Raw genomic sequence first — 26,286 nt, forward strand, 5'->3', positions numbered from 1 at the left:
AGCCCATTCTTTATTTTTTATTTGACAACAATGAACTCTCCTTTGTGCCAAATGCCTACGCTAGATTTTTTATTTGTGAGATCGACAAGTTGTAATTTAACGGCTAAATGTGGCATAAGGTAATAACGCTCGCGACACATCCCCTCCACACCATATTGTTGTTTTTCTGCTAGACAAGGGCCTGAAGCCACAACACGAAATGAACTATTACCGATATTAGAAACTTTATTATCATGATACTGATAATTAAAATTCTCAATTCTGGGTGCAACCACTAAAATTGTACTAATAGTTGCAGATGTTGTTGCTGTCGCTGATTTTGAGCTTTGTGTTATACCATTTTCAGCAATAGGATCATCTTTCCAATTTAATCGATAATAACGCTCTTTATCATCCTTAGGCCCTTGATAAATGATTTTAAATACATCACTTGCATGACCGGGAAGAATCAGATTAGCCGGTGTTGATAAAATTTCATTGGGATCAGTAACCGGAATAATTTTCCCATTTTCAAGTGGTGAGTCTAATTTTTCTATTGTCAAATTGACTAATCTTGCCGTATTTACTGTATTTTCAATTTCTTTGGCAAGACTACTTTCATCAGAAGATATTATCTCTGTTATATTACCTACATTTACTGCAAAACTATTTTTTAATGGAAACCATAATAATAAAAAAAGGATTAATTTTATCTTATTCATAATAGTCAGTTTCTAAAAATAAATAACGATAAAGATATTACTTCCCTATAGTATCTTTATCGTAATATCAATTAGCCAATAAAGGAGAATTAAGGTTCTGGATTAGGTTTAACGGTAGAAAAGTCACCATCCCAAGTGGCAGTAAATTGCACTTTTACATCACCATCCCAGACACCATCAGCCAGTGATTTAAAATCGGCTGTTGCTCCTGCTGCTTGTGCACTGGCAATTACAAAAGTGAATTCACCACGATCTGTAGCGCGCTCAGAGCCATTGTAAATACCATCAGCAGCTAAATTATCTAAACCTGAGGTTAACCCTTTTGATGTATCAATTAACACGACATCAGTTGTTTTAGAAAGGTCTTCCCCATTCCATTTAACACCAACTGTTAATGTTGAATCATCAGTTGTTCTTGCTAACGTATTAGCAATCAGTTTTGATGATAATTTAAAATCGGTTGCGCCAGATTGGCCTTGAATAGCAATATCAAATGCACCATTTTGTTGGTTAAATGATTTTTGGCCTTCAGCATAATTAAAAGTCAGACTTTTTAATGGAGTGACAACTAACATACTGGTTGTATCTTTAATTGCAGTTGCTTGCCAAGTCGCGGTTGCTTGTGCAACACGAGTATCTGCATTAGCAGCCGTAGCAAAAGAAGCAGCAATAATTGTTGATAGCATCACCGATGCTATTTTTTTATTTAACATATTATTCTCTCTAATTTTGATTTATAAAAAACAATTACATAGTATAAAAAACACCTTTAATTGTGCTTTTTATAAAATATAATTAATAAAATAATTGCAATGATAATTATTTTATGTGATTTATTAATTTTTAATGTAATTAAAAGTTATTTATGAAGTTTTTTGTTTGACAACCTTTCCATAAAATATATTTCTTTTTATTATCGACTTTGTTTATTTCTCTCTCATCGGAAAATTCATTTTCAAGATATTTAAATACATCTACCCATTTTTTATCTAAAATTAATAAAAAATTTGCTAATTGATCAACGGTAATTGCAGTAGCTCCTATTTCATATCGTGAAATTTGTTGTTGGCTAACATTCATTAATCTTGCCAACTGCTTTCCTGTCATATTTTTTTCTTTACGTGCTTTTCTTAAAAAAATACCAACATGACCACTAATCATATTAGATTTCATTAATTACACTCCAATAGAAAATTGTTAACTAAACATTTCATTTAAATCAATCATAAATATATAAAAATAAGAGTAAAAACGTTTATACCGATCGAAGTTAGTTAACTTAATAGCTACAACCTATCAAATATTGGTTATTGATCGATTTAATTTATTAGCTTACGCAAATAATTTGTATTTAAAAGAAAAGATTTTTATTAATTATATGATAATTAAATAAATTAAGTTTTTAATTAAAAAATAATTTAAAAAATATATTTTTTATAGAATTGCAGAAAAATAAAGAATAATGCATTATTGATATAGCCTAATTGATATATTTGATCATATACATTTACAATTTGTTACATAATTCATCAAATAGCGATTTAAGTACTAATAATTAGAGTACTATAATACTCTGATAAAAGCGCATTTCTGGTTGAATATCCTGTAATCACATTTATTAAGAACACTTAAGACCGAAAATAGCACTTAATCAAAGAATTAGTATCAATATATTTGTAAAGTAATCACATGATTTTAAATATCTTTTTTAATTCCATTAATACTAATATAAAGTGTAAAAACACATTTTAATGAAAATAGAGATCAATTTTAATAAGTAATTATATTACTGATTAACTAGATTATTGATTTAGATCAATAATAGTATTCTGTTATTATATTTTCATTAATCTTTAACGGTAATTAAATGCCTAAGAAGTTATTTTAATAAAAATTATATATATAATAATGCAAAAATATTTTTCTTTGCATTAATAATATGGCAAGAAGTTTATCAATATATCGATTATAAAGATGATGTCGATTTACATGAATAATTAGCTGAATGGGAGGCTTTTTATAATTGTCATCGCCCTCACTCAGCGCATGCTGGTAAAACACCGTATGAAGTGTTAAAAAATAAGCTTAGTCTTTAAGACTAAACGTCAGCCGAGGTTTTGAGTGACACAGCGTAGAGATTTTTATCTAGGAACATTCTATCCGTAGTGGTAATTTCACTTATTTTTAGAGGATGGTAAATACACTACTTATCTTATTATCTTACTTACCTTTTTTCAGCAAATCTTTCAATGCTGCAATATTCGCCCTCGCCCCTTCAGCTTCTTTTAATTGTCGACGTTTTTGAGCATAAATATCAAATACTTCTCTGGCTTTTTCATCAGCGGCTTTCTTACTAATTCCACCTGCGCCTTGTAATACATCACGGTCATTGAAACTTAAAAACTGATCTAGCTTAGTATCCCAATCTTGTAAAAAAACTTGCTTACGGCGCAGCGCTTGGTCTTCAGCAAAATCCAGCCACATATTGACGATACGGTTTAATTCTTTCAGCTCATTTTCGCGTAGATAATTCTTCGCAATCGTGACATCGGTTTTACGCACCTCATCAAATTTATAGTTGGTTAAGCCCATATCCGGCTGACTGGCATCTGCGCGACTAGCTATAAGCTCAGCGGCAGTCATGCCGGTACAAGCAAAATGTAATTTGTTTTGGATAGATTGGAAGAAACGAGTTGTTTCTTTATTGGATGGTTCGTAATCCGCTGCCATGGTGAAGATCTCTTTCACCCGTAAATACACCCGCCGCTCACTGGCGCGAATATCACGGATGCGTTCGAGCATCTCATCAAAGTAATCCGGCACGACTGACTGACCGATAGGCGGGTTTTTCAGCCGTTCATCGTCCATCACAAACCCTTTGATCAGATACTGTTCCAGCGTTTGCGTTGCCCACTGACGAAACTGAGTACCACGGACAGAGCGGACACGGTAACCAACAGCAATAATGGCAGGTAAACTATAGTGGTCTATCTCTCTGGAAACCTGACGATTTCCCTCTAATCGAACTATCCGGAATTTCCGGATGGTTGCGTTTTGAGCAAGTTCCCCTTCAGAGAAAATATTAACAAGGTGCTCGTTAATTGTACGAACGTCTTTTCCATACAGCTCAGCAATTGATGATTGAGATAACCACAACGTATCAGACTCAAAGCGGCATTCGACACGAGTTTGACCATCTTCACTGCGGAACAAAATAAATTCACCCTGTGGTGCTTCAGGAAGATTATCACTCATTACATGGCCTCCGCTCTATACGTTATGCATAAACTGTGAACAACAATATAGCATATTTAACAAAAAAATAAGGCCACCAGCAAATAGATAGCAAGCACATTATTTTATGAAAAAACAATGTAATACGATCCCCTATACTATCCATCTTTCTGAATAATATTCGTACATTTTTCAGTCATCACCCATAGCGCCTTATTCAATTTACTATCACTATCAATACCATTCACCGAACATGTACGAGTATGCTTACTTTTCACATTTCTGCCTAATAGCACTCCTGTGAGTCAATTCTCTTGCAAACGTTTTAACATTTGTTGAACTAAAAATAGCTTAATAACTGATCATTAAGGGATTGATTGAGTTTTGGGAGGTGTAATGAACTTAAGTGGCGGAAGATCACAGGAGTCGAACCTGCCAAGGACCGCTGGCGGCCCCATCTGGATTTGAAGTCCAGCCGCCCCACCGGGGACGATGATCTTCCATATAGGATTATTTGTATGAAATAACATGATGATTATACGCTGAAATAAAATCATTCCCAAGTGCACTAAATCAATAAAACCTCTTTCAAAGAAAATAATCCCGCTTTTGAGTAAAAAAACTGATAATTAACGCGATACTATTGAACTTATGCACTTTCATCCTCATCTTATTACCTATGACGAATAAACTCAGTGATGTATGCCATGTCACTGTAAACCCAGATACAGGATGTTTTTTATGTCAAATCCATTACTTAGCACAACGGGATTACCTGCATTTTCCCAGATAGAACCAAAACACGTTGTACCTGCCATTAAAGAAGTTTTAGCTAATTATCGTGCAACCGTAGAAAAACTTCTCGCTGACAACACCGCTTTTAGTTGGGATAATCTTTGCCAACCGTTAGCCGAAGCGGGTGATAAACTTTCTCGTGTTTGGTCTCCTGTTAGCCATTTAAACTCCGTTAAAAATAGCGCTGAATTACGCGAAGCTTACGAGCAAAGCTTACCTTTACTGTCTGAGTTCAGTACTTGGATGGGTCAGCACGAAGGATTATATCAAGCCTATAAATCTATCAAAGAAAGCGCTGATTTTGCCTTACTGACTCAACCACAAAAAAAAGCCGTTGAGAATGCGTTACGTGACTTTGAATTATCCGGTATCGGTTTACCAAAAGAGAAACAACAGCGTTTTGGTGAAATCAGTGCACGCCTATCAGAACTGAGCGCCAAATTTGGTAATAATGTGTTAGATGCGACCATGGGGTGGTCTAAACTTATCACCGATGAAAGTGAACTTGCTGGTATGCCACAAAGCGCCATTGATGCAGCCAAAGCAATGGCACAAGCAAAAGAGCAACAAGGTTATCTATTAACGCTCGATATGCCAAGCTATCTACCTGTTATGACCTATGCTGATAATCGTGAGCTTAGAAAAGAGATGAGTATTGCTTATAGCACTCGAGCCTCTGATCAAGGCCCTAATGCAGGTCAATGGGATAATAGTGAAGTGATGGCGGAAATTTTAGCATTACGCCATGAGTTAGCTCAGTTGCTCGGCTTTAAAAATTATGCCGAAAAATCACTTGCCACTAAAATGGCAGAATCACCAGAACAAGTACTTAATTTCTTAACTGATTTAGCCTCTCGAGCTCATCCTCAAGGCGAAAAAGAGCTGGCTGAATTAACGCACTTTGCCAAAACACATTATGGTGTGGAAAAACTAGAGCCTTGGGATCTGGCTTACTACAGCGAAAAACAAAAACAACATCTATTCTCCATTGATGACGAACAGTTACGTCCTTACTTCCCAGAGCACCGTGCATTAAGTGGCTTATTCGAAGTGGTTCACCGTATCTATGGTTTAACGGCTAAAGAGCGTCATGATATCGACACTTGGCACGATGATGTACGTTTCTTTGAATTATATGATGAAAGCAACACATTGCGCGGTAGCTTCTATCTTGATTTATACGCTCGTGAACATAAACGCGGTGGTGCTTGGATGGATGATTGCATTGGTAGAATGCGTCATGCTGATGGCACACTACAAAATCCTGTCGCCTATCTTACCTGCAACTTTAATAAACCAGTAGGTGATAAACCCGCACTCTTTACCCATAACGAAGTAACCACGCTATTCCATGAGTTTGGTCATGGTTTACACCACATGCTAACGCAAATTGATACCGCTGATGTATCAGGTATTAATGGCGTACCATGGGATGCGGTTGAGTTACCAAGCCAATTTATGGAAAACTGGTGCTGGGAGCCAGAAGCGTTAGCCTTTATTTCTGGCCATTATGAAACTGGCGAGCCATTACCACAGGCTATGCTTGATAATATGCTCAAAGCAAAAAATTATCAGTCTGCGATGTTTGTATTACGCCAACTAGAATTTGGTCTGTTTGATTTCCGCCTACACGCTGAATATGATCCGGCTAAAGGTGCTCGTATCATGGAAATACTAAATAGCGTAAAAGAGAAAGTCTCGGTAGTACCTGCAACACCTTGGGCGCGATTCCCTCATGCCTTTAGCCATATTTTTGCCGGTGGTTATGCAGCAGGTTATTACAGCTATTTATGGGCTGATGTACTGGCTGCTGATGCCTTCTCTCGCTTCTCTGAAGAGGGCATTTTTAATCGCCAAACAGGTCAATCATTCCTTGATAATATTTTAACCCGTGGTGGTTCAGAAGAGCCAATGGAGCTGTTCAAACGCTTCCGTGGTCGTGAGCCGAAACTTGATGCTATGCTCAAAGGCTACGGCATTAAAGGATGATATGTGAATATCTGTTTACTTTGTGAAGAAGGCGCTGATAACAGCGCCTTATCTGCTTTAGCGCAACGTTGGGGATTAATTCACGACGCCACACAAACTATGGCGTTAGTCTTAACGCCCACTCACCTTGAATTGCGTAAACAAGATGAGCCTAAACTTGGTGGGATCTACGTGGATTTTGTCGCGGGTACTATGGCTCATCGTCGTAAATTTGGCGGTGGTCGTGGTGAAGCGGTAGCAAAAGCAGTAGGTATTAAAAAGGATTATCTACCCGATGTGGTTGATGCAACAGCAGGATTAGGCCGTGATGCCTTTGTATTAGCCTCTATTGGTTGTAACGTAAGAATGGTTGAACGTCATCCTGTGGTGGCTGCATTACTTGAAGATGGCTTGAAACGCGCTTATCTCGATGCAGATATTGGTGAGTGGATGCAACAGCGTATGAAGCTCATTTATGCTTCATCTGCACAGGCACTCACGCAAATTAGCCCTACACCTGATGTAGTCTATCTTGATCCTATGTATCCCCATAAAACCAAAAGCGCATTAGTGAAAAAAGAGATGCGGGTATTCCAATCTCTTGTCGGTGCGGATGAAGATGCTGATGCATTATTAGCACCAGCCATGGCACTGGCTAAAAAACGAGTGGTTGTTAAGCGTCCTGATTATGCTGAGCCGTTAAATAATCAACCCGCACATGCAAGTGTCACCACCAAAAATCACCGTTTTGATATCTATCCTTGTATCTAGCCATAGATAACCCATAGAGGGGCGTGTCTCCCCCTCTTTTCCCGTAACTTTTTAATTATAATATCGCTATCTATTGAATAGTATATCCACCATCAATCACCAGATTATGGCCATTGATCATATCCGCTGCAGCGCTTGCTAAAAATACAGCCGCGGCAGCAATCTCTTCTGGCTCAGCAAATCGCCTTGCCGGTATTTGCGCTTTCATCTGTTCACCTTTTTCACCTTCCCAAGCCTTTTTACCTAAATCGGTCATCACAATAGTAGGGGATATCGCATTGATTTGTAGGCCTTTGGGTCCCCACTCTAGCGCCATCACCTTTGTCATATTGATAATAGCGGCTTTACTTGCACAATAGGCAATATGTTCTGGTAAAGCGATAATACCTGCTTGAGAGGCGAGGTTAATTATCTTACCTTGCCCGCGTTGTAGCATATGCTGCCCCACTTGCTGACACAGTAAAAAAGTCCCCGTTAAATTAACTGATAAGGTTTTATTCCAATCTTCAAGAGATAACGATTCGGCGGGAGCTAAAGCGACAATACCTGCACAATTAACAAGAATATCAATGCGATCGAACTCTTCAATGACTGAATGTACCGCTTGTTTTACGGACTCTTCACTTGAAACATCACACCAGATCCCCACCGCACTATTTAAACGATGCGCCACTTGCTCAACCTGCTCTGATCTATCCAACAAAGCGACTTTAGCCCCTTTTTCGATAAACATCTGTGCGATAGATAAGCCAATTCCAGCCGCACCACCAGTAATAACAGCCACTTTATTCGAGAGAGTAAAATCAATTTGCGTAGCCATATAACCTCCAGCTTAAAAATAAATAGTCACTCTTTTAAGCATAGCAGATGAAAATTAGGCCTAAGAGGGAAGAGAAAATGATTGAAACGGTCAGAGCGAGCGCTATGCACTCGCACTAACTTAAAAAATTACAGCACGCCTTGCGCTAACATTGCATCAGCAACTTTAACAAAACCTGCAATATTGGCCCCTTGAATATAATTAGTTTGTTTACCTTCACCGCCATAGTTTACACAAGCGTGATGAATATCCAGCATAATATGATGTAAGCGAGCATCAACTTTCTCAGCTTTCCAACTCAAGCGTGCTGCGTTTTGCGCCATTTCTAATCCCGAAGTTGCTACCCCTCCAGCGTTAGCGGCTTTACCCGGTGCAAACAAGACTCCCGCCTCAATAAAAGCATCGGTTGCCGCAATGGTCGTTGGCATATTTGCGCCTTCGGCAACAGCTTTAACACCGTTTTTAATTAACACTTTTGCGGCGTCTAAATCTAATTCATTTTGTGTAGCACAAGGTAGTGCAATATCAACAGCGACAGCCCAAGGCTGTTGCCCTTCAAGATAAGTTAAACCAAACTCTTTGGCGTACTCTTCAATACGACCATAATTATTTTTAATTTCAGTTAAGCGAGCCAGTTTTTCGGTTGTAAATCCAGCTTCATCCACCACGGTTCCGCCAGAATCTGAAGCGGTGACCACTTTCGCACCCAGCTCAAGGCATTTTTCAATGGTGAATTGTGCCACATTGCCAGCACCAGAAACGGCTACACGCATTCCCTCAAGGGACATGCCGTGACGTTTAAGCATTGCGTTAGTAAAATAGACTAAACCGTACCCTGTGGCTTCTGGGCGGATCAAACTGCCACCAAATGATAAACCTTTACCCGTAAAGACACATTCATTGCTATTCGAGAGCTTTTTCATCATTCCGGCCATAAAGCCAACTTCCCTTGCCCCCACACCAATATCTCCCGCGGGGACATCAGTATCAGCCCCTAAATGACGATAGAGCTCAGTCATTAACGCCTGACAAAAACGCATTACCTCTGCGTGGCTTCTCCCCTTGGGATTAAAATCAGATCCCCCTTTAGCGCCTCCCATCGGCAGTGTTGTCAGTGCATTTTTAAAGGTTTGTTCAAAACCTAAAAATTTTAAAATAGAGAGGTTTACTGATGGATGAAAACGCATTCCACCTTTGTAGGGACCAATAGCAGAGTTAAATTGTACTCGCCATGCGCGATTAACTTGAACTTGTCCTTTATCATCTAACCAACAGACGCGAAACTGAATAATACGTTCAGGCTCAACTAAGCGCTCAAGTAATGATTGTTCACGATATTGTGGATTTTTCTCTAAAAAAGGCCACAGAGTGGTAAAAACTTCACGTACCGCCTGATGGTATTCAGGTTGATGAGCGTTATATTTTTCTACCTCTTCTAAAAACGAAGATAATGAGCCAGATCTATTCATTCAGCTATTCCTTTTTATGTAATGTGATGTTGGCATAACCTCATTTATTCGGAATATTTTTGGGATTTATGTGAGGTTGATATTGTTTTGCCTATTGAATATATCATTAAAATGTATTCCTACTTCAAGACATTTTTTTTACAATTAGACAAAAAAAAAAGCTTGACCTCACTAAAGGCTAATAAAATCAGGATTTTTGGACAAAAAAATACCTGCATAAGCAGGCATTTTTTTTGCTTAAATAATCAGTTGATTACTCTTCATCATCTTTCAGAGGAACAATTAACATATCAACATGAACGGTATTAATTAGTTGACGTGCTGATGACATCAATTTGCTCCAGAAATCTTGGTGATGACCACAAACCACTAAGTCCATATCGTATTTTTTAATCGCATCAACAAGAACTTGGCCTAAATCCCCGCTACCACTGAGTGTTTCTTGGATCTCATAACCTGAGTTATCAGAGAGATCTTTTAGTGCATTACGTGTTTCATCAGTGATGCGTTGTTGCATATCACCAAGGTTAACATCAATTAAACCGGTATACAGATCAGAGTAGTTAACATCAACGTGAATTAAGGAAACTTTGGCATTATAGGGTTTTGCCATAGATACAGCTTTCTGCACCAAGACGTTGCTCTCAGGGGATAAATCAACTGCAACTAGAATATGCTTATAAGCCATCGTAAACTCCTTCCATAAGCTGATTAATCGGTCGGAAAGGCTATTACGCCTATATCCTTTACATTAAATATAACGTTTTATGATGAAAGTTAGATGTTGCCTTGATCACAACTTAGTGCAAATACCATCAAAGAAAGCATCTATCGGTAACAACAATATACACCATTTTAAATAAGTGAGGAGTCGTTCTTCGACAATATCCACATATTAATGTGAATAATGCACAAGGCACAATAAAAACACCCTATTAGAGTTATTTTTTAATCATTTTTTTGAAAAAGCGAACAACTTGAACAACTCGCTTTTATTTCTTGCTTAATATCACCTAGACTTAAATAAGAGAAAAATTAACCTTTCCATGTAAATGCAAAAGGTTTTCTCATCTCAGAATCAGCTATTCTAGGGAGGGGATTATGTTTAGTGTCATTGTTATCTTTTGGGCGTTGTGTATTCTTTGCCTGATTAATATGATGCGTTATTTCTCATCAATTCGGGTATTACTCACCATATTGCGCCAATCTGATCCATTACTTTACCAATCTGTCGATGGGAATGGATTTTTCACTATGCATGGTCAATTTTCAAAACAGTTAAGACTTATTCGATATATAAATCAACGCCAATATACTAACCACCATGATCCTGAAGTGATTATGCGTTGTGAACGGATTTATCGACAATTCTACCTAGTAAGTCGCTTTTGTATTCTTGCTGTAGCAAGCTTGATCGCCATGATTATTTGGTAGGTTTTATAGGGATAAAAAAACGGTGACGAGTTAGTCACCGTTTCTCAATACTATTAGGATGCTTATTATTATCAGCTATTCACCAGCAGTGAAAGTGAAATCCAATAAAGCACACCGGATAAAGCAATACTCACTGGTAATGTTAAGATCCAGGCCAGCGCAATATTTTTCACGGTTTTGGTCTGCACCCCACCACCATCAACAATCATCGTACCTGCAACCGCAGATGATAACACTTGTGTTGTTGATACTGGCATACCTGTATAACTTGCTACACCGATAGAAACTGCAGCAGTTACCTGAGCAGAAACACCTTGCGCATAAGTCATACCTTTTTTACCAATCTTCTCACCGATAGTTACCGCAACGCGTTTCCAACCTACCATTGTCCCGATAGAGAGCGCTAAAGCCACAGAGATAATGATCCAAATTGGTGCATATTCCACTGTATTTAGCAGGTCACGACTCAATGTTTTTAAGAACCGTGCATCTTGGGCGCTAGTTTCTGGTAGTTTAGCAACTTCCGTAGCTGTATCAGCAATACACATCAGTAAGCGACGCATTTGAGCACGCTGGTCTGCACTCAGCTCATCATAAGAGCTAATACCAGACAACATTTGTTCTGTTTGATTGAGAACAATTGGCGTTCTTGCGCTATTACAATGAAAATCCGTGTCGTTAGGATCAGCTTGTGCTGATACTACCGGGGTATTTTCAATCGCATGTTGTAGAGCTGGTTGATGCTTCTCATAATACTGTTGTAAGTGTACAACGGCATCATGAGTTTTAGTGATATCGTATCCGCTAGCATTCATATTGACGACAAACCCTGCTGGGGCGACACCAATTAAAACTAACATGATAAGACCAATACCTTTCTGACCATCATTCGCACCATGTGAGAAACTCACCCCTACCGCAGATAAAATCAGCGCGGTACGAGTCCAAAATGGTGGTTTGCGTTTACCATCTTTTTTCTCACGTTCGGCAGGGGTTAGGTGGATACGACGACGTTTTTTCGTGCCACTCCAATAGCGACGTAACAAGAAAATCATCGCGCCAGCAATCACCAAGCCAATAATTGGGGAAAGGATAAGAGAAAGGAAGATACTGATCATTTTAGGTATGTTTAATGCATCAACGATTGACGAGTCTGTCACGATAGCATTTGTTAAACCAATACCAATGATAGCACCTATCAGCGTATGTGAACTGGATGCTGGAATACCGAAATACCATGTACCTAAGTTCCAGATAATGGCAGCTAACAGCAACGAAAAAACCATGGCAAGGCCATGAGCCGAGCTCACATTTAGCAGAAGATCTGTCGGTAATAAGTGAACAATAGCGTAAGCCACGCTCAATCCACCGAGCAAAACTCCAAGGAAGTTAAATACACCCGCCATCACGACCGCAAATTGCGCACGCATAGCACGAGTATAAATAACAGTTGCTACCGCATTTGCGGTATCATGAAAGCCATTAATGGCTTCATAAAATAGCACGAAAATCAGTGCTAAAACCAACATTAAACCTGTATGAAATTCCAGGTCAGTAAACAAATGTAGCATAGACGTTAAGCCAGTTAGTTGGACATGAACGCGGCGCATTATCAGCGACAAATGCGAACGGTGGAAGCGAAATTTAACCTTTTTTTGATTTGATAACCAAGGAAAATGACGGGTTTTTAAGATAATTCCTTATATATCATTTAATTAATAAACATAAAAAAAAAGTAAATTTCTGATAAATTTTTTGCTTGCAAATACGAATTTAGGTGAAAAATACAGATTTCTCCATATAATTTTACAAAATACTCTGATTTTACACGAAGATCACTGATTAAGTAGTCAGAGACAACCAAGAACGAGACATCATTGTGGGATCATTCGATACAGTTATTATAGGTGCAGGGGCCGCTGGACTTTTTTGTGCTTCTTTAGCAGGACAAGCGGGATTATCTGTTTTAGTTTTAGATAATGGCAAAAAAGCCGGCAGAAAAATTTTAATGTCTGGTGGTGGACGTTGCAATTTTACCAATATGTATATCGAGCCATCAGCTTACTTATCCGATAATCCTCATTTTTGTAAGTCAGCACTTGCTCGCTATACACAATGGGATTTTATCGAGTTAGTACAAAAGCACCATATTGCTTACCACGAAAAGACGTTAGGGCAATTATTTTGTGATGATTCTGCCCAGCAAATTGTTGATTTATTACTCGCAGAATGCCATGAAGGAAAAGTAAGTATTCGCTTACGTAGTGAGGTGACTCAAATAGAGAAAACCGCCGAAGGCTTTACTCTTTTGGTAGGAGGGAAAACAATAACCGCCTCCTCTGTAGTGATTGCCAGCGGAGGACTTTCAATGCCCGGTTTAGGTGCCACCCCTTTTGGCTATAAAATTGCGCAACAATTTGGCCTTAATGTATTGCCCACTCGTGCAGGCTTAGTCCCTTTTACATTACACAAGCCACAACTTGAACAACTCAGCCCGCTCTCTGGTGTGGCGATCCCTGCTATTGTCACCGCTGAAAATGGCACCCAATTTAAAGAGAATATTCTTTTTACTCATCGTGGGCTTTCCGGTCCTGCTATTTTACAAATCTCTAGTTATTGGCATGCGGGAGAGAATGTGAGCATTAACTTACTTCCTGACACGGATTTGGAAGGCTATTTACAAGAAAAACGACAAGCACAGCCGAATCAATTATTAAAAAATACACTTTCTCGCCTACTACCGAAGCGTTTTATAGAGATAATGATTGAAAATAATCAACTGCCTGATACCTCACTGGCTCAACTTAGCAATGAACGTATTACACAAATAACGACGTTGCTACAAGCATGGCTTGTTTTACCTAATGGCACAGAAGGTTATCGCACTGCAGAAGTCACTCTAGGTGGTGTTGATACCCGTAATCTCTCCTCTAAAACGATGGAAGCGACAAAGATAACAGGTCTCTATTTTATTGGTGAAGTGGTTGATGTCACAGGTTGGTTAGGAGGATATAACTTCCAATGGGCATGGAGCTCTGCTTATGCCTGTGCCCAAGCATTGATCTCTCGACACATGACTAAGTAGACGCGTTATTTTTATAAATAACCACACAAAGTATAGGCTAACTTATTGGTTATAATGATTTTTTTAAAAACAAAATAAAATAACTCGTTAATCAGTGAGTTAACGAAATTGGCATTATTTTTTTCTGTTTTGATTAAAAAAAACACTTTACAAATGATAGTGAGAACCATTATCATTAAATCACTTTCAGATGCACCACCTTCAGGGTCATATGAAAGAACGACATTGCTCACATTGCTTCCAGTGTTTTACTTTAGCCAGCCGGGTGCTGGCTTTTTCTTTTTGTTAGAATGGACAAAATATCAACATCCATATAATAAATATATATATTTCAATAACTTTATGCTCATTATCTATGAATAGATATGATATTAAAAAATTTTAGAAACCAGTGAAACTGGTAAAGAAAGAGGCCATATTTTTATATCTTTTATTCTTGATTTTTCTAATAACGAAAAACTAATTTAGGCTAATTACCTAATTTTTAGTATAAAAATGAATGTGTATACATTTTATCATATTATTATTATGATATTTCTTCTTATACAACATTAGTGCTCATTCATTAATAAATATAAAAACCAATAAAAACAAGAAGATAAATATGCTAAATAAAAATGATAGAGATAAGCTAATTAAAAATAATAAATATAAGAATATAAAGTTTAATGTAAAATGTAATATTCAAGTTATTTTGTTTATTTCATTGATTTCATTAGTTTTTATCAACAACGAAAACTTACCTCTAAAATATAAAATTGCACTTAGCGGTGGGATGATATCTTTTATCTATATATTTAGCGCATACCATTCATTTGGTAGTCTATATCTAGCAAACAAAATAACATATGTATTTATAAAAATAAAAATAAAAAAACTAATCACTTACATTTTCAGAAAGTAATAATCTAAACTTATTTAGCGATTATTTTTACTTCAGAGCTAGTTAAAAGAAAAGATAAGAAGCCCCCTCCTGAAAGAAGTTTCAATTAATACCTAAGTAATAGTAGCCTCATACTTTATATATTCACAGTATCAATTCAATGCTCCCTTATTCAAATTATTTGGATCCTCAGATTAAATTCCTCCGCTTTTTTACTTAGCTTAATTGCGTAAACTGTGTTCAACAACTTTAGAGAAGGAAACACATTATGATTTATTTACGCAAAGCAAATGAAAGAGGCCACGCTAATCATGGTTGGCTAGATAGCTGGCATACCTTCTCTTTCGCAAGCTATTACGATGCTAACTTTATGGGATTTTCCGCCTTACGCGTCATTAATGAAGATAGAGTGATGCCCGGTGAGGGTTTTGGTACCCATCCTCATAAAGATATGGAAATTTTAACCTATGTGCTTGAAGGTAATATTGAGCATAAAGATAGTATGGGTAATAAAGAAAATGTACCCGCCGGTGAATTTCAAATAATGAGCGCAGGTACAGGTATCACTCATTCCGAGTACAACCCAAATAGTGATAAAGGCCTGCATTTTTATCAAATTTGGATCATGCCTGATACCACCGGTATTACACCACGTTACGATCAACGTCGTTTTAATACCACAGAGAGTAAACAGCTTATTTTGTCACCAGATGCACGTGATGGCTCGTTAAAAGTGTTCCAAGATATGACGCTGTGGCGTTGGAACCTAAAAAAAGGAGAAGAGGCACAATATCAGCCAGAAGCAGGAAGAAATATTTGGTTGCAAGTCGTTAAAGGAAAGATAGCAATTAATGACATTATTGCGACCACCAGTGATGGCATCGCCATCGCGAATGAAGATATTATCTATTTCGTTGGTGATGAAGACAGTGAAGTCTTGCTGTTTGACTTACCTCCTGTAACAGCATAGTTGGGCTACCAACCTAAAGCCACTTTTTCTCAAACAATTTATTTCACTTTGTTTTCTTGTTAACTCCCTGAGATGTCTTTCATCTCAGGGAATTTTTTATCAATAAAACCAATAACTAGCGTTTAGGGCCCACTTTTGTTAACGCTTGCCCTACTGGCGTATCAGTATATTTATCAAAGTTTTTCACAAAGCGATCAGCAAGATCGTCCGCTTTAACATCCCATTGTGCTTTATCCGCATAGGTGTCTCGAGGATCTAAAATTTCGCTATTAACGCCAGGAAGCGCTGTTGGGATCGCCAAATTAAATACAGGCAGAGTTTGAGTCTCCGCTTTATCAATATCACCATTTAAAATGGCATCAATTATCGCTCGAGTATCTTTAATTGAAATACGTTTGCCCGTACCATTCCAGCCCGTATTCACTAAGTAAGCTTGTGCTCCACAAGCCTGCATACGTTTTACTAACACTTGAGCATATTGTGTTGGATGGAGTGATAAAAATGCTGCCCCAAAACACGCAGAGAATGTCGGTGTTGGCTCTGTCACACCACGCTCTGTGCCAGCAAGTTTCGCAGTAAAGCCTGATAAGAAGTGATATTGTGTTTGCTCGGGTGTTAAACGAGCAACCGGAGGTAGCACCCCGAAGGCATCGGCGGTTAAGAAAATGACTTTTTTAGCATGACCCGCTTTCGATACCGGTTTGACAATATTATCAATATGATAGATTGGATAAGATACACGGGTATTTTCTGTTTTTGAGCCGTCATCAAAATCAACACTACCATCTGCTAATACCACGACATTTTCTAATAAGGCATCACGTTTAATGGCACCGTAAATATCTGGCTCAGCTTCTTTTGATAGATGGATAGTTTTAGCGTAACAACCTCCTTCAAAGTTGAATACACCATCATCATCCCAGCCATGTTCATCATCACCAATCAGTTTACGCTTAGGATCTGTTGATAATGTCGTTTTACCTGTCCCTGACAAACCAAAGAAAATGGCTACATCACCACTTTCGCCAACGTTTGCCGAACAGTGCATAGAAGCAATACCCTTTAATGGCAGGAAGTAGTTCATCATAGAGAACATACCTTTTTTCATCTCTCCGCCATACCAAGTACCACCAATTAACTGAATGCGTTCAGTTAAGTTGAAAGCAACGAAATTTTCAGAGTTTAATCCCTGCGCTTTCCAATTTGGATTGGTACATTTAGCACCGTTCATCACAATAAAGTCAGGTGTAAAATTTTCTAACTCTTCTTGCGTAGGGCGAATAAACATATTCTTAACAAAATGCGCCTGCCAAGCCACTTCGGTGATAAAACGCACTTTTAATCGCGTATCTGCATTAGCACCACAAAAGGCATCAACGACAAACAAACGTTTGCCTGATAGCTGCTCAGTAACTAATGATTTTAAATCAGCCCATACTTGCGGTGAAAGTGGTTTATTATCATTTTTACCTTTGCCCTGATCAGCCCACCACACAGTATCACGAGTAACATCATCACGAACAATGTATTTATCTTTCGGAGAACGTCCAGTAAAAATCCCCGTATCAACAGCAATAGCGCCTAACGAGGTTAATGTGCCTTTCTCATAACCTGTTAATCCTGGCTTAGTTTCTTCTTCAAATAATAAGTCATAGCTAGGGTTATAAATGACTTCACTAATGTCATGAATACCGTACTGCTCGAGATCCTTAGGGGTAAGACCTTTAACGTTCATAGTTTTGCTCCTGATAAATAGGCTTTTCTATGAGCATTATTAAGGTGTTACAACTAATTAACAGCGATTGTTATCAATATTTTGAAAATTTATATTTTTTTTATGTTAATAACGAGAACTAATGCACAAATCTACAGAAAAATTGTTGAATAAAAAAGGACGCAAAATAGCGTCCTTTAGGGTGATTTACGTTGCTAAATCGAATCAGTGCAAATTAGAGCTAGATAATTTATTGATATTATTAATATCTTCTTCAGTGAAGATATAATGAGCACCGCAATATTCACACTCCATATCAATTTTACCCTGTTCTTGTAACAGATGAGCTACATCTTCTTTAGATAATGTTACTAATGTATCTTCACAACGTTTACGAGAGCACGTGCAATGGAACGCTATCGGCTGTGGATCATATAATGTCACATCTTCTTCATGATATAAGCGATGTAAAATCTCTTTAGTATCAAGTGTAAACAGCTCTTGAGCCTTAATGGTGTGCGTAAGTTGTGTTAATAGCTCAAAGTGTTCTGCTGTCTCATCAGCACTATGTTCTGCACTCGCAGGTAAGGCTTGTAATAACATACCTGCACCCGCCGCTTTTCCATCTTGCAGACCTGTGCGGATAAAGACACGGGTAGGTAACTGCTCTGATTGATTAAAGTAGTTATCAATACAAGCTTCTATCGTTTCACCATCCAACGCTACAATACCTTGGTAACGCTCACCTTTTTTAGGTGTGATGGTAATAACCATAAAGCCATTGCCCATCATCTCTTTTAAGCTGCTACCGGCTTTAACATCATCACTAAAACGTGCAACACCGCGCATCTGTTGTTCATTATTGCCGTTAATAACCACTAATCGTACTGGGCCATCACCTTGTAATTGAACGGTAATATCACCATCAAATTTCAGCGTAGCTGTTAACAAACTTGTCGCGACCAATAAATCACCTAACAGGTGTTGAACTGGCTCAGGATAATGATGATTTTCAAGTATTGATTGATAGGTTTCCGTTACGGTAACTAATTCACCACGTACCGCGCTTTTTTCAAATAAAAAGCGTGATAAAGCGTCTTTTTTAGACATAATCTTCTCTCATTGCTGGGGAGCGGTTTAATCCGATCCTGGTAAATTTGTCTGTTTCAAGCGAAGTAAGGTGCGTCTTTCCTTTTTATCAGGTCGACGTTCGGGATGAGGCATCGTTAACGCATTCATTTTTCTTGCTAGAGCGATTTTTTCTCTCTTGGCAATACTCTCTGGTGTTTCACAATAGAGCAATTGTGCTTGGGCCGCCCCTAGGCGCTGTGCACTCACCATTAAGACTGTAACTGTCCGTTCATCATTACCTTGTCGTAAGCGTATTTCAGCCCCAACTTCAACATTTTTACTTGGCTTGCCTCGCACACCATTGTAATGGACTTTACCCCCTTCAATCATAGTGCGAGCAATGGCACGCGTTTTATAAAAACGTGCAGCCCAAAGCCATTTATCTAAACGGACAGCGCTTTCTTGCGATGGTTGACTCATCCCTTTCTCTCCTTAACTTCAACTTCTTCATGAAGGCGATAGAGTAAACACATTGCCTTCCACAACAAGGAACTTACTGAGGAGGGCGATAAAAACAGTGCTCGTAATATTGACTGATTTTATGCATGCGTTGATTATTTTGTCGCCGGCGCCGGATGATAAAAAATAAATTCAGGATCAAAAATCCAATAGCAAAGAATAATAATAACGTATTACCGATATAATATAACAGGGTCATTGAGTCAGGCATGCTATGCAAAAAGATTTGTAACGTGCCATTCGCATCAATTACCATCCCCGTTATTACACCTCCAGTATTAAAAGGTGTGTGTAATAAAATATCAGATAATCGCTGTAATTCTCGCCATTGCTCTAATGGTGTAGGTTCAAATACAGAGTTGGTATTTGAAGCATAATCAACGAGCTGTTTTCTTTCATCACTGATTAAAAGCACACCACCCGGTGGTGGACTATTTAACAGTATTGCGGCCTTATCTATTTCTCGGTAGATAAAAGATGATGTGGTGGTGTCAACGAGCTTTTCCAAGGCCTCAGCACTAACAGCACGTAATAAAACATTGGTTCCTGTTAATTTGCCACTTTCTGCACGTTGAACTAATGATGGCCAATCATTGACATTACTTAGGTTTACCAAGGCCATTTTAAGCCGAATACATTCATTTTCTCTCGGGCATAAATCTTGTGTTTTCAAGATAATGCCATCAAAATTATCCAAAAGATTCATGCCAGATTTAGTAATAGCTTGACCTAAGCTTGGGTTTACACGGTTGTTAGAAACGGGGTGTAGCTGCTCTTCAACCAAATATAATAATGCTGCCGCTTTTTCAATCGTACTAGACTCAGGCATTGGCATTGGGTTGCTGTTGTTCCAATAAATCCCCGAACAATCAAAAGGTGCAAATATTGTTTTATTATTCTTACTGGAAAGGTTTGGAGGCATATAACACATTCCGACACCTTTGGCCTGAATAATATCCCCTACATGCAACTTGGCCGTTTCTAACTCCGTAAAGTTAGTCACTAAATGAGGTTCACTCTCTTTTATCCATGAAAAAGTTAACTTCATTGATAATGATAACGGTTGATAGAGATACAGCATACCTATAATAAATAGGCTACAAACAACAAAGATAATATTTTTAATGTAACGCTTATACGGATAGTTTTTTTCTTCATCATGCAATGATAAATAAGGCCCTTGCTTGATAACATGATGATTAGGATACATTTCTAAATAGGTCACCTTATCAATATCATTTTGAATATAAGGTTCCCAATGTGGAGGATAAACTAAATCAATTCCCCCCAACGAAATATTTTTTACCTGCCCATGATCAAAATTACCAAACAGTCCCCAGCGTTTTAAACGCCCTTTAAAACATTGTACTTCTTGTTTTCGTGATTTGATGATGGGTCGATAAATAAGAAACAAGCCTAAAACAAGAAAAGTCCCTCCCGCAGCCATTATCCAAGGGAGAAAGACTTGTGGCATCATTAATGCCGTTAACCATAAGATTAACCCTAAGCAAATTAACGAGCCATTCCAAAAACCTGAAGAATGATGTAACCGATACTCTTCGTTGGTTTCTTGGCGAATATGTAATAAATGCGCCGCATCACCTTCATTTTTCTGGATAGTGGAAGTGCCATTTGACAGTATGGGTTCAGAAAGTTGTTTTAAACTTAACGCAGAAAAATGTGATTTTTCATCTTTAAGAAAATGGCCATTCACACCAATGACAATGGGGATAGAAGGAGTACAAACGACATCGAGGACATTTTCTTGTTGCAGATAAGGCACCAGTAATGGAGGAATATGGATCTCTACCGCATCAATGTAATAGCGCCAATGATTGAGCCCCTCTGATGATCCCGCAAACCGATTAACAATATTACGCAGTGTCGTAACGACTTCACCTTTAGTGGGTATTTCAGGAAAGTTTTGTAACGAATACCCAGAAGAAAACTTAGAGGTGCCAAAATAGGACAAATAGTCACTAATTACCCCATAATCATCTTGTGTTAGTTTACGGTAAGTCGGTTTGGCGAGGGATGGAAGATGATATGAGCCATCAAGCCGCCTTCTTTTAAAGAATAGAAAGGCGGCCATTATAAATAGGCTAATCATGAAGATAGCCAATATAATGACTGATAATCTCATTTTTTCCCCATACTCATGCTGGTGTTGCTTAGTAACAATAACAAATTTGAAATGCCACCTAACATAAGGCAATTCCTATTCTTTAGTTCTATTTTTTTATTAAAATACAATGAATTATATTTGTGTTGTTGCGTTATAATTTATATATATTATCAATTTTATATCCGCCAACCATGCCATTTTCAGATAAAATAGCGCATCAATAAATAATAATACTCCCAAAAAATCAATCAATAACTGGGTTTAGTAGCGGAGTGTACTCAATTTTCACTAAAAAGCTAAATCTAATTGTTGGATTTATTTTATCATTAATGTGTTAAATTCAGGTTAATCTCTATTCCTATCAGGGGCTGTTATGAAAGAACTAAAAAAACCGAATATACTCAATATTGATAACATTGCCCGTTCTCGGTTATTTCAGATCCAATCCGTTAATCTGGAATTTAGCAACGGCGAAAAACGTATTTATGAACGAATGAAACCCGCTAACCGGGAAGCGGTAATGATAGTCCCTATCATCAATGATGACCTGATCCTTATTCGTGAATATGCTGTTGGCATCGAAAATTATGACTTTGGCTTTCCCAAAGGGGCTATTGATGCGGGTGAAACCCCATTACAAGCGGCCAATCGTGAATTAAAAGAAGAAATTGGCTACGGTGCCGGCTCTTTAACCGAGATAGCTAAACTGTCTATGGCGCCCTCCTATTTTTCCAGCAAAATGAACATTGTTATTGCTCAAGATCTCTATCCTGAACAATTAGAAGGCGATGAGCCTGAGCCGTTAGTTCAAATACGTTGGCCTATCGCCAAGATGATGGACTTATTAGATCATCCCGACTTTACCGAAGCTCGTAATGTCAGTGCACTCTTTTTAGCACAACGTTATTTGCAACAAGTTTGTCCAAAATAATAATTGGCTCGCGATATCCAGATAAAATTAAGGCCACCAAATAGGGAGGCCTTGATATCTATCATCTCTTTTTATTAGAAAATAGCGCGTTACCACGCTTTCACCGCATCACCTTTATAAACTTCTTGCGCTTTTTGCAAAATTTCATCACTTTGGAAAACCGCGACGAGTTTTTTTAATCGTTCGTTATCTTTGTCTATGGCTCTGGCAACAATCAAATTAACATAAGGAGAATCGGTATTTTCCATAAATAAACCATCTCGTTTGGCTAATAATCCCACTTGTGAAGAGAAGTTATTATTGATGATGGAAAGGTAAATATTAGGATCACTTAACGTACGAGTTAGTTGTGGTGTATCAATTTCTGCAAATTTAAGTTTCTTAGGGTTTTCAATAATATCAAGTGTCGTTGGTAAATACCCCACCCCATCTTTTAATTTAATCAATCCTTGAGCCTGCAGTAATAATAAACTACGACCTAGGGTGGTTGCTTCATTAGAAATAGCGACAGTAGCACCATCAGGAAGCGCCTCTATGGTTTTGATTTTATTTGAATAAGCTGCAATAGGAAAAATAAAGGTTTTACCTATGATTTCAAATTGATAACCACGCTCTTTGCTTTGAGCTTCGTAGTAAGGTACGGTTTGGAACGCATTCACATCAACATCATTATTACGCAAAGCTTCATTAGGTAACACGTAGTCATTAAAGGTGATCACCTTGATATCTAATCCCTGCTTTTCTTTTGCCAGCTTAACAACTTCATCCCAAATTTGCTGATCTGGCCCTGTATTTATTGCCACTTTTAACGGTTTATCACCTTCATCTGGTGAGCAAGCGGTTAAAACCAATGAAGTACAGGCCAAAAGCACCACTAATAATAATTTTCTCATCTTCTCTCCAATAATCGACCATGTCACTCTTATTATTTATAACTTATTGTTATTATTAAGTTTAATGTTTTTATTATGCTATCAAGGGGACTACTTATACTATATAACAACACGTATTTAGACATCTAGACGTTTAGATAGTTATTTATAACGGGAAAGAGTGGAGAGATCAAAATAGATTTACACACAAAACATGAAATATTTTCATGTTGGAAGATGAGATGTATCTATATCTATTTATTAGATAACAAAAAGCGGGAAAAACAATCTGTTATCCCGCTTTAGTTATTCGTTAGATCGCTATTTAATCTAACTTTTTGTTTATTATATTAATCAAAATAGCTCGTTAGATTCGCCATTATCCTCAAAGATCCGTGTACCCACTTCACTTTTTGCTTTTTCTGTTGGCTGAGTGCCTTCAATAAAATACTCTTTCATTGATGGTCCATCTCCCGCCAACTTACCGGTATTGCGATCGATTTGAACAGCAACAACGCCTTTTGGCATCGGCATCATTTGTACCGGAACACCTTCTAAAGCAACTTTCATAAAGTCATTCCAAATAGGTTGTGCCGTTTTGGCACCCGCTTCACCACCCGTTGCGGCAGTTCGCCCTAAATTGCGACTACTATCATCAAAACCAATCCATGCAGTCGCCACAATATTAGCACCATATCCAGAGAACCAAGCATCTTTAGAGCTATTGGTCGTTCCTGTCTTACCACCGATATCTTGACGTTTTAAATCTCGCAATGCACGCCATCCTGTACCAGACCATCCCGGCTCACCAACGAGATTGGTTCTTAACGCATCATGCATTAGAAACGCCAGTGGCGTACTTATCACATGAGGAGCATATGGGCTTTCTTTGACTGTTTCAGCAAGAGGTGCTTGCTCTAACTCAATATCAGGCGCCGTTTCTGCCGGTTGCGCTTGCTGAGATTGTGCGACGTTTTCCATATAATCATCAGATAATGCAATAGAGCGCGTAGTATCACCATAAATCACGGGGATATCGGTACATTCAGGACAAGCGACTTTCGGCTCAGCAGTAAAGATCACTTCACCATCAGCATTTTCAATACGCTGAATAAAATATGGCTCAATGAGATACCCACCATTTGCCATTACCGCAAAACCTCGAGCCATTTGCATTGGTGTAAATGAAGGTGAGCCTAAAGCTAATGACTCTGTTCTATCTATATTTTGATTAGGAAAACCAAAACGCAATAGATAATCTGCAGCGTAATCAACCCCCATCGCCCGCATAGCGCGCACCATAACTACGTTTTTAGATTGACCTAAACCTTGACGTAAACGAATAGGCCCTGCATAAGTAGGTGGTGAGTTTTTAGGGCGCCAATCAGTTCCAGCTCCCGCATCCCAACGACTAATAGGTAAGTCATTTAGTAATGTCGATAATGTTAACCCTTTATCTAATGCTGCCGCATATAAGAAAGGTTTGATATTTGAACCAACTTGACGTAACGATTGAGATACGCGATTAAACTTACTCAATTCAAAATCAAAACCTCCCACCAGCGCAATAATACCGCCATTAAGTGGATCTAATGCGACAAAAGCTGCATTAACCTCAGGAAGCTGTGCTAATAACCAATCGTTTTCACTATTTTGTCGTACCCAAATTTGCTCACCAGCATGTACAACAGCATCAACTTTGCTCGGCGTGGCCCCTTGAGCCGTATCAGAAATAAATTTACGCGCCCAACGAACCGCTTTTAAATCGAGTGTTATTTTATCGCCATTTTTTAATACCACCTGAGCTTCTTTAGCATCAGCGGATAACACCACTGCGGGGATTAATGGGCCATAAGTCTGTATACCCTTTAGCTTATCGTTAATGGCTTTATCATCCCAAGGAGTTTGCCCTGCATGCCACAGCACCTCTTGAGCACCGCGATAGCCATGGCGCATATCATAATCAATAACATTATTACGTAGCGCTTGTTCAGCGGCTAATTGATCTTTGCGGATAACTGTAGTGTAAATTTTATAACCATCCGTATAGGCATTTTCGCCATAGCGCTGATACATCTCCATTCTGACCATTTCAGTCAAATAAGGCGCTGAAAAATCAATTTGTGGGGCGTGATATTTAGCCACAATAGGCTCAGCTTTAGCACTGTCATACTCTTCGCGGGTAATATAGTTCTCTTCCAACATGCGTTGTAACACTAAATTACGGCGTTTTAAGGCACGATCATACGAATAAAGTGGGTTTAGTGTCGAAGGGGCTTTAGGTAAACCTGCAATAACAGCCATCTCACTTAAGCTAAGATCATGCACACTTTTACCAAAGTAAACATATGCAGCAGCACCCACACCATAAGCGCGATTTCCTAGATAAATTTTATTGAGATAAAGTGCCAAGATCTCATCTTTAGTAAGCTCTTTCTCAATACGGATAGCCAAAAAGGCTTCTTTGATTTTACGCATTAATTTCTTCTCAGGTGTTAAGAAGAAATTACGCGCTAATTGTTGCGTGATGGTACTGGCACCTTGCGATGCTTGCCCCGATGTTAACGCAACAACAACAGCACGAGAGATGCCAATAGGGTCAATACCATGATGTTCACGAAAACGCGTATCTTCAGTGGCAATAAAGGCATTAATTAATTGCGGAGGCATCTCCTGCAAGGTAAGAGGCAAACGACGTTTTTCGCCATATTGCGCCATTAACTCTCCGTCTGCGCTAAAGACCTGCATAGGAGTTTGTAAACGAACATCTTTTAATGTCGCGACATCGGGTAGTTGAGGCTCGACATATTTATACATGCCATATATCGAGGCTGCTCCCAAAATTATGCAAGCAAAAACGAAGATGAAAAAATATTTTAAGAACTTCACCTTAAATTTCCCATGTAATGTGAATTGGGCAGTTT

General features: G+C 38.4%; 21 protein-coding genes, 1 tRNA gene and 1 pseudogene. 7 read left to right on the forward strand and 16 right to left on the reverse strand.

The genetic code is table 11. The annotated features are described in order from the left end of the window. Positions 1–17 precede the first annotated feature (17 nt). The 3 genes from PMI_RS14835 to PMI_RS14845 all read right to left on the reverse strand — a co-directional run bounded on the left by PMI_RS14835 (position 18) and on the right by PMI_RS14845 (position 1,874). Positions 18–701 (reverse strand): EcpB family pilus assembly chaperone, encoded by a 684-nt coding sequence (locus PMI_RS14835; protein WP_004250001.1) that lies wholly within the window; start codon positions 699–701, stop codon positions 18–20. 89 nt (positions 702–790) lie between these two features. Further along, positions 791–1,414, reverse strand: coding sequence for a common pilus major fimbrillin subunit EcpA (gene ecpA, locus PMI_RS14840; RefSeq protein WP_004246669.1), 624 nt, complete (start codon positions 1,412–1,414; stop codon positions 791–793). 139 nt (positions 1,415–1,553) lie between these two features. Next, positions 1,554–1,874, reverse strand: coding sequence for a helix-turn-helix domain-containing protein (locus tag PMI_RS14845; RefSeq protein ID WP_004246668.1), 321 nt, complete (start codon positions 1,872–1,874; stop codon positions 1,554–1,556). A 764-nt stretch (positions 1,875–2,638) separates the two neighbouring features. Between PMI_RS14845 and PMI_RS19320 the strand changes: the two are divergent. Beyond that, positions 2,639–2,822, forward strand: a pseudogene (locus PMI_RS19320) (IS481 family transposase); the annotation flags it as partial. 99 nt (positions 2,823–2,921) lie between these two features. Here the strand turns inward: PMI_RS19320 and PMI_RS14850 are convergent. Together PMI_RS14850 and PMI_RS14855 are read right to left on the reverse strand one after the other, a co-directional pair. Then, entirely contained in the window at positions 2,922–3,956 is a 1,035-nt protein-coding gene (locus PMI_RS14850) for a virulence RhuM family protein (protein WP_012368586.1), read from the reverse strand. Positions 3,957–4,342: 386 nt separating this feature from the next. Continuing rightward, positions 4,343–4,437, reverse strand: a tRNA-Sec gene (locus PMI_RS14855). Between the two features lie 239 nt (positions 4,438–4,676). Here PMI_RS14855 and prlC point away from each other — a divergent pair. Continuing rightward, entirely contained in the window at positions 4,677–6,719 is a 2,043-nt protein-coding gene (gene prlC / locus PMI_RS14860; protein ID WP_012368587.1) for an oligopeptidase A, read from the forward strand. A 3-nt stretch (positions 6,720–6,722) separates the two neighbouring features. Then, the gene (rsmJ, locus tag PMI_RS14865; RefSeq protein ID WP_012368588.1) at positions 6,723–7,469 is read left to right on the forward strand and encodes a 16S rRNA (guanine(1516)-N(2))-methyltransferase RsmJ; all 747 of its coding nucleotides are present in this window, start codon (positions 6,723–6,725) and stop codon (positions 7,467–7,469) included. Between the two features lie 70 nt (positions 7,470–7,539). Here the strand turns inward: rsmJ and PMI_RS14870 are convergent, their stop codons facing one another. The 3 genes from PMI_RS14870 to uspA all read right to left on the reverse strand — a co-directional run bounded on the left by PMI_RS14870 (position 7,540) and on the right by uspA (position 10,446). Then, a complete protein-coding gene (locus PMI_RS14870; protein WP_012368589.1) occupies positions 7,540–8,289 on the reverse strand; it encodes an SDR family oxidoreductase in 750 nt (249 codons plus the stop codon). A gap of 128 nt (positions 8,290–8,417) precedes the next feature. Further along, positions 8,418–9,758: an NADP-specific glutamate dehydrogenase gene (gdhA, locus tag PMI_RS14875; RefSeq protein ID WP_004246662.1), complete on the reverse strand. Its 1,341-nt coding sequence runs from the start codon at positions 9,756–9,758 to the stop codon at positions 8,418–8,420. Between the two features lie 253 nt (positions 9,759–10,011). Further along, positions 10,012–10,446 carry a universal stress protein UspA gene (gene uspA, locus PMI_RS14880; RefSeq protein WP_004246661.1) on the reverse strand — a complete coding sequence of 145 codons (435 nt, stop codon included), beginning with the start codon at positions 10,444–10,446 and terminating at the stop codon, positions 10,012–10,014. Positions 10,447–10,859: 413 nt separating this feature from the next. Here uspA and uspB point away from each other — a divergent pair, with 413 nt between their 5' ends. Beyond that, the gene (gene uspB / locus PMI_RS14885) at positions 10,860–11,192 is read left to right on the forward strand and encodes a universal stress protein UspB (RefSeq protein ID WP_004246660.1); all 333 of its coding nucleotides are present in this window, start codon (positions 10,860–10,862) and stop codon (positions 11,190–11,192) included. A 71-nt stretch (positions 11,193–11,263) separates the two neighbouring features. Here the strand turns inward: uspB and pitA are convergent, their stop codons facing one another. Then, a complete protein-coding gene (gene pitA, locus PMI_RS14890; RefSeq protein ID WP_004246659.1) occupies positions 11,264–12,763 on the reverse strand; it encodes an inorganic phosphate transporter PitA in 1,500 nt (499 codons plus the stop codon). Positions 12,764–13,071: 308 nt separating this feature from the next. Here pitA and PMI_RS14895 point away from each other — a divergent pair, with 308 nt between their 5' ends. Continuing rightward, positions 13,072–14,277: a BaiN/RdsA family NAD(P)/FAD-dependent oxidoreductase gene (locus PMI_RS14895; RefSeq protein WP_012368590.1), complete on the forward strand. Its 1,206-nt coding sequence runs from the start codon at positions 13,072–13,074 to the stop codon at positions 14,275–14,277. Between the two features lie 11 nt (positions 14,278–14,288). On the opposite strand, the gene PMI_RS14900 is transcribed toward PMI_RS14895, so the two are convergent. Next, complete coding sequence (locus tag PMI_RS14900) at positions 14,289–14,510, reverse strand: hypothetical protein (protein WP_041707103.1); 222 nt, start codon at positions 14,508–14,510, stop codon at positions 14,289–14,291. A 918-nt stretch (positions 14,511–15,428) separates the two neighbouring features. On the opposite strand from PMI_RS14900, the gene PMI_RS14910 reads away from it, so the two are divergent. Continuing rightward, positions 15,429–16,130 (forward strand): pirin family protein, encoded by a 702-nt coding sequence (locus PMI_RS14910; protein WP_004249849.1) that lies wholly within the window; start codon positions 15,429–15,431, stop codon positions 16,128–16,130. 115 nt (positions 16,131–16,245) lie between these two features. Here PMI_RS14910 and pckA read toward each other — a convergent pair whose 3' ends face one another. The 4 genes from pckA to umoB form a co-directional block, all read right to left on the reverse strand. Further along, positions 16,246–17,865, reverse strand: coding sequence for a phosphoenolpyruvate carboxykinase (ATP) (gene pckA, locus PMI_RS14915; RefSeq protein WP_004246655.1), 1,620 nt, complete (start codon positions 17,863–17,865; stop codon positions 16,246–16,248). A gap of 204 nt (positions 17,866–18,069) precedes the next feature. After that, positions 18,070–18,954: an Hsp33 family molecular chaperone HslO gene (gene hslO, locus PMI_RS14920; protein ID WP_004246652.1), complete on the reverse strand. Its 885-nt coding sequence runs from the start codon at positions 18,952–18,954 to the stop codon at positions 18,070–18,072. Positions 18,955–18,981: 27 nt separating this feature from the next. Continuing rightward, positions 18,982–19,395 carry a ribosome-associated heat shock protein Hsp15 gene (gene hslR, locus PMI_RS14925; RefSeq protein ID WP_004246651.1) on the reverse strand — a complete coding sequence of 138 codons (414 nt, stop codon included), beginning with the start codon at positions 19,393–19,395 and terminating at the stop codon, positions 18,982–18,984. Between the two features lie 73 nt (positions 19,396–19,468). Beyond that, the gene (umoB, locus tag PMI_RS14930; RefSeq protein ID WP_004249850.1) at positions 19,469–21,577 is read right to left on the reverse strand and encodes a flagellar biogenesis regulator UmoB; all 2,109 of its coding nucleotides are present in this window, start codon (positions 21,575–21,577) and stop codon (positions 19,469–19,471) included. 355 nt (positions 21,578–21,932) lie between these two features. Between umoB and nudE the strand changes: the two genes are divergently transcribed. Then, positions 21,933–22,490, forward strand: coding sequence for an ADP compounds hydrolase NudE (nudE, locus tag PMI_RS14935; RefSeq protein WP_004246647.1), 558 nt, complete (start codon positions 21,933–21,935; stop codon positions 22,488–22,490). Positions 22,491–22,579: 89 nt separating this feature from the next. On the opposite strand, the gene PMI_RS14940 is transcribed toward nudE, so the two are convergent. After that, positions 22,580–23,383: a MetQ/NlpA family ABC transporter substrate-binding protein gene (locus PMI_RS14940; RefSeq protein ID WP_004249852.1), complete on the reverse strand. Its 804-nt coding sequence runs from the start codon at positions 23,381–23,383 to the stop codon at positions 22,580–22,582. Positions 23,384–23,716: 333 nt separating this feature from the next. Beyond that, positions 23,717–26,251, reverse strand: a complete 2,535-nt coding sequence (gene mrcA / locus PMI_RS14945) for a peptidoglycan glycosyltransferase/peptidoglycan DD-transpeptidase MrcA (protein ID WP_012368592.1) — start codon at positions 26,249–26,251, stop codon at positions 23,717–23,719. Positions 26,252–26,286: the final 35 nt, after the last annotated feature.

This window comes from Proteus mirabilis HI4320 (assembly GCF_000069965.1).
Taxonomy (GTDB): Bacteria; Pseudomonadota; Gammaproteobacteria; order Enterobacterales; family Enterobacteriaceae; genus Proteus; species Proteus mirabilis.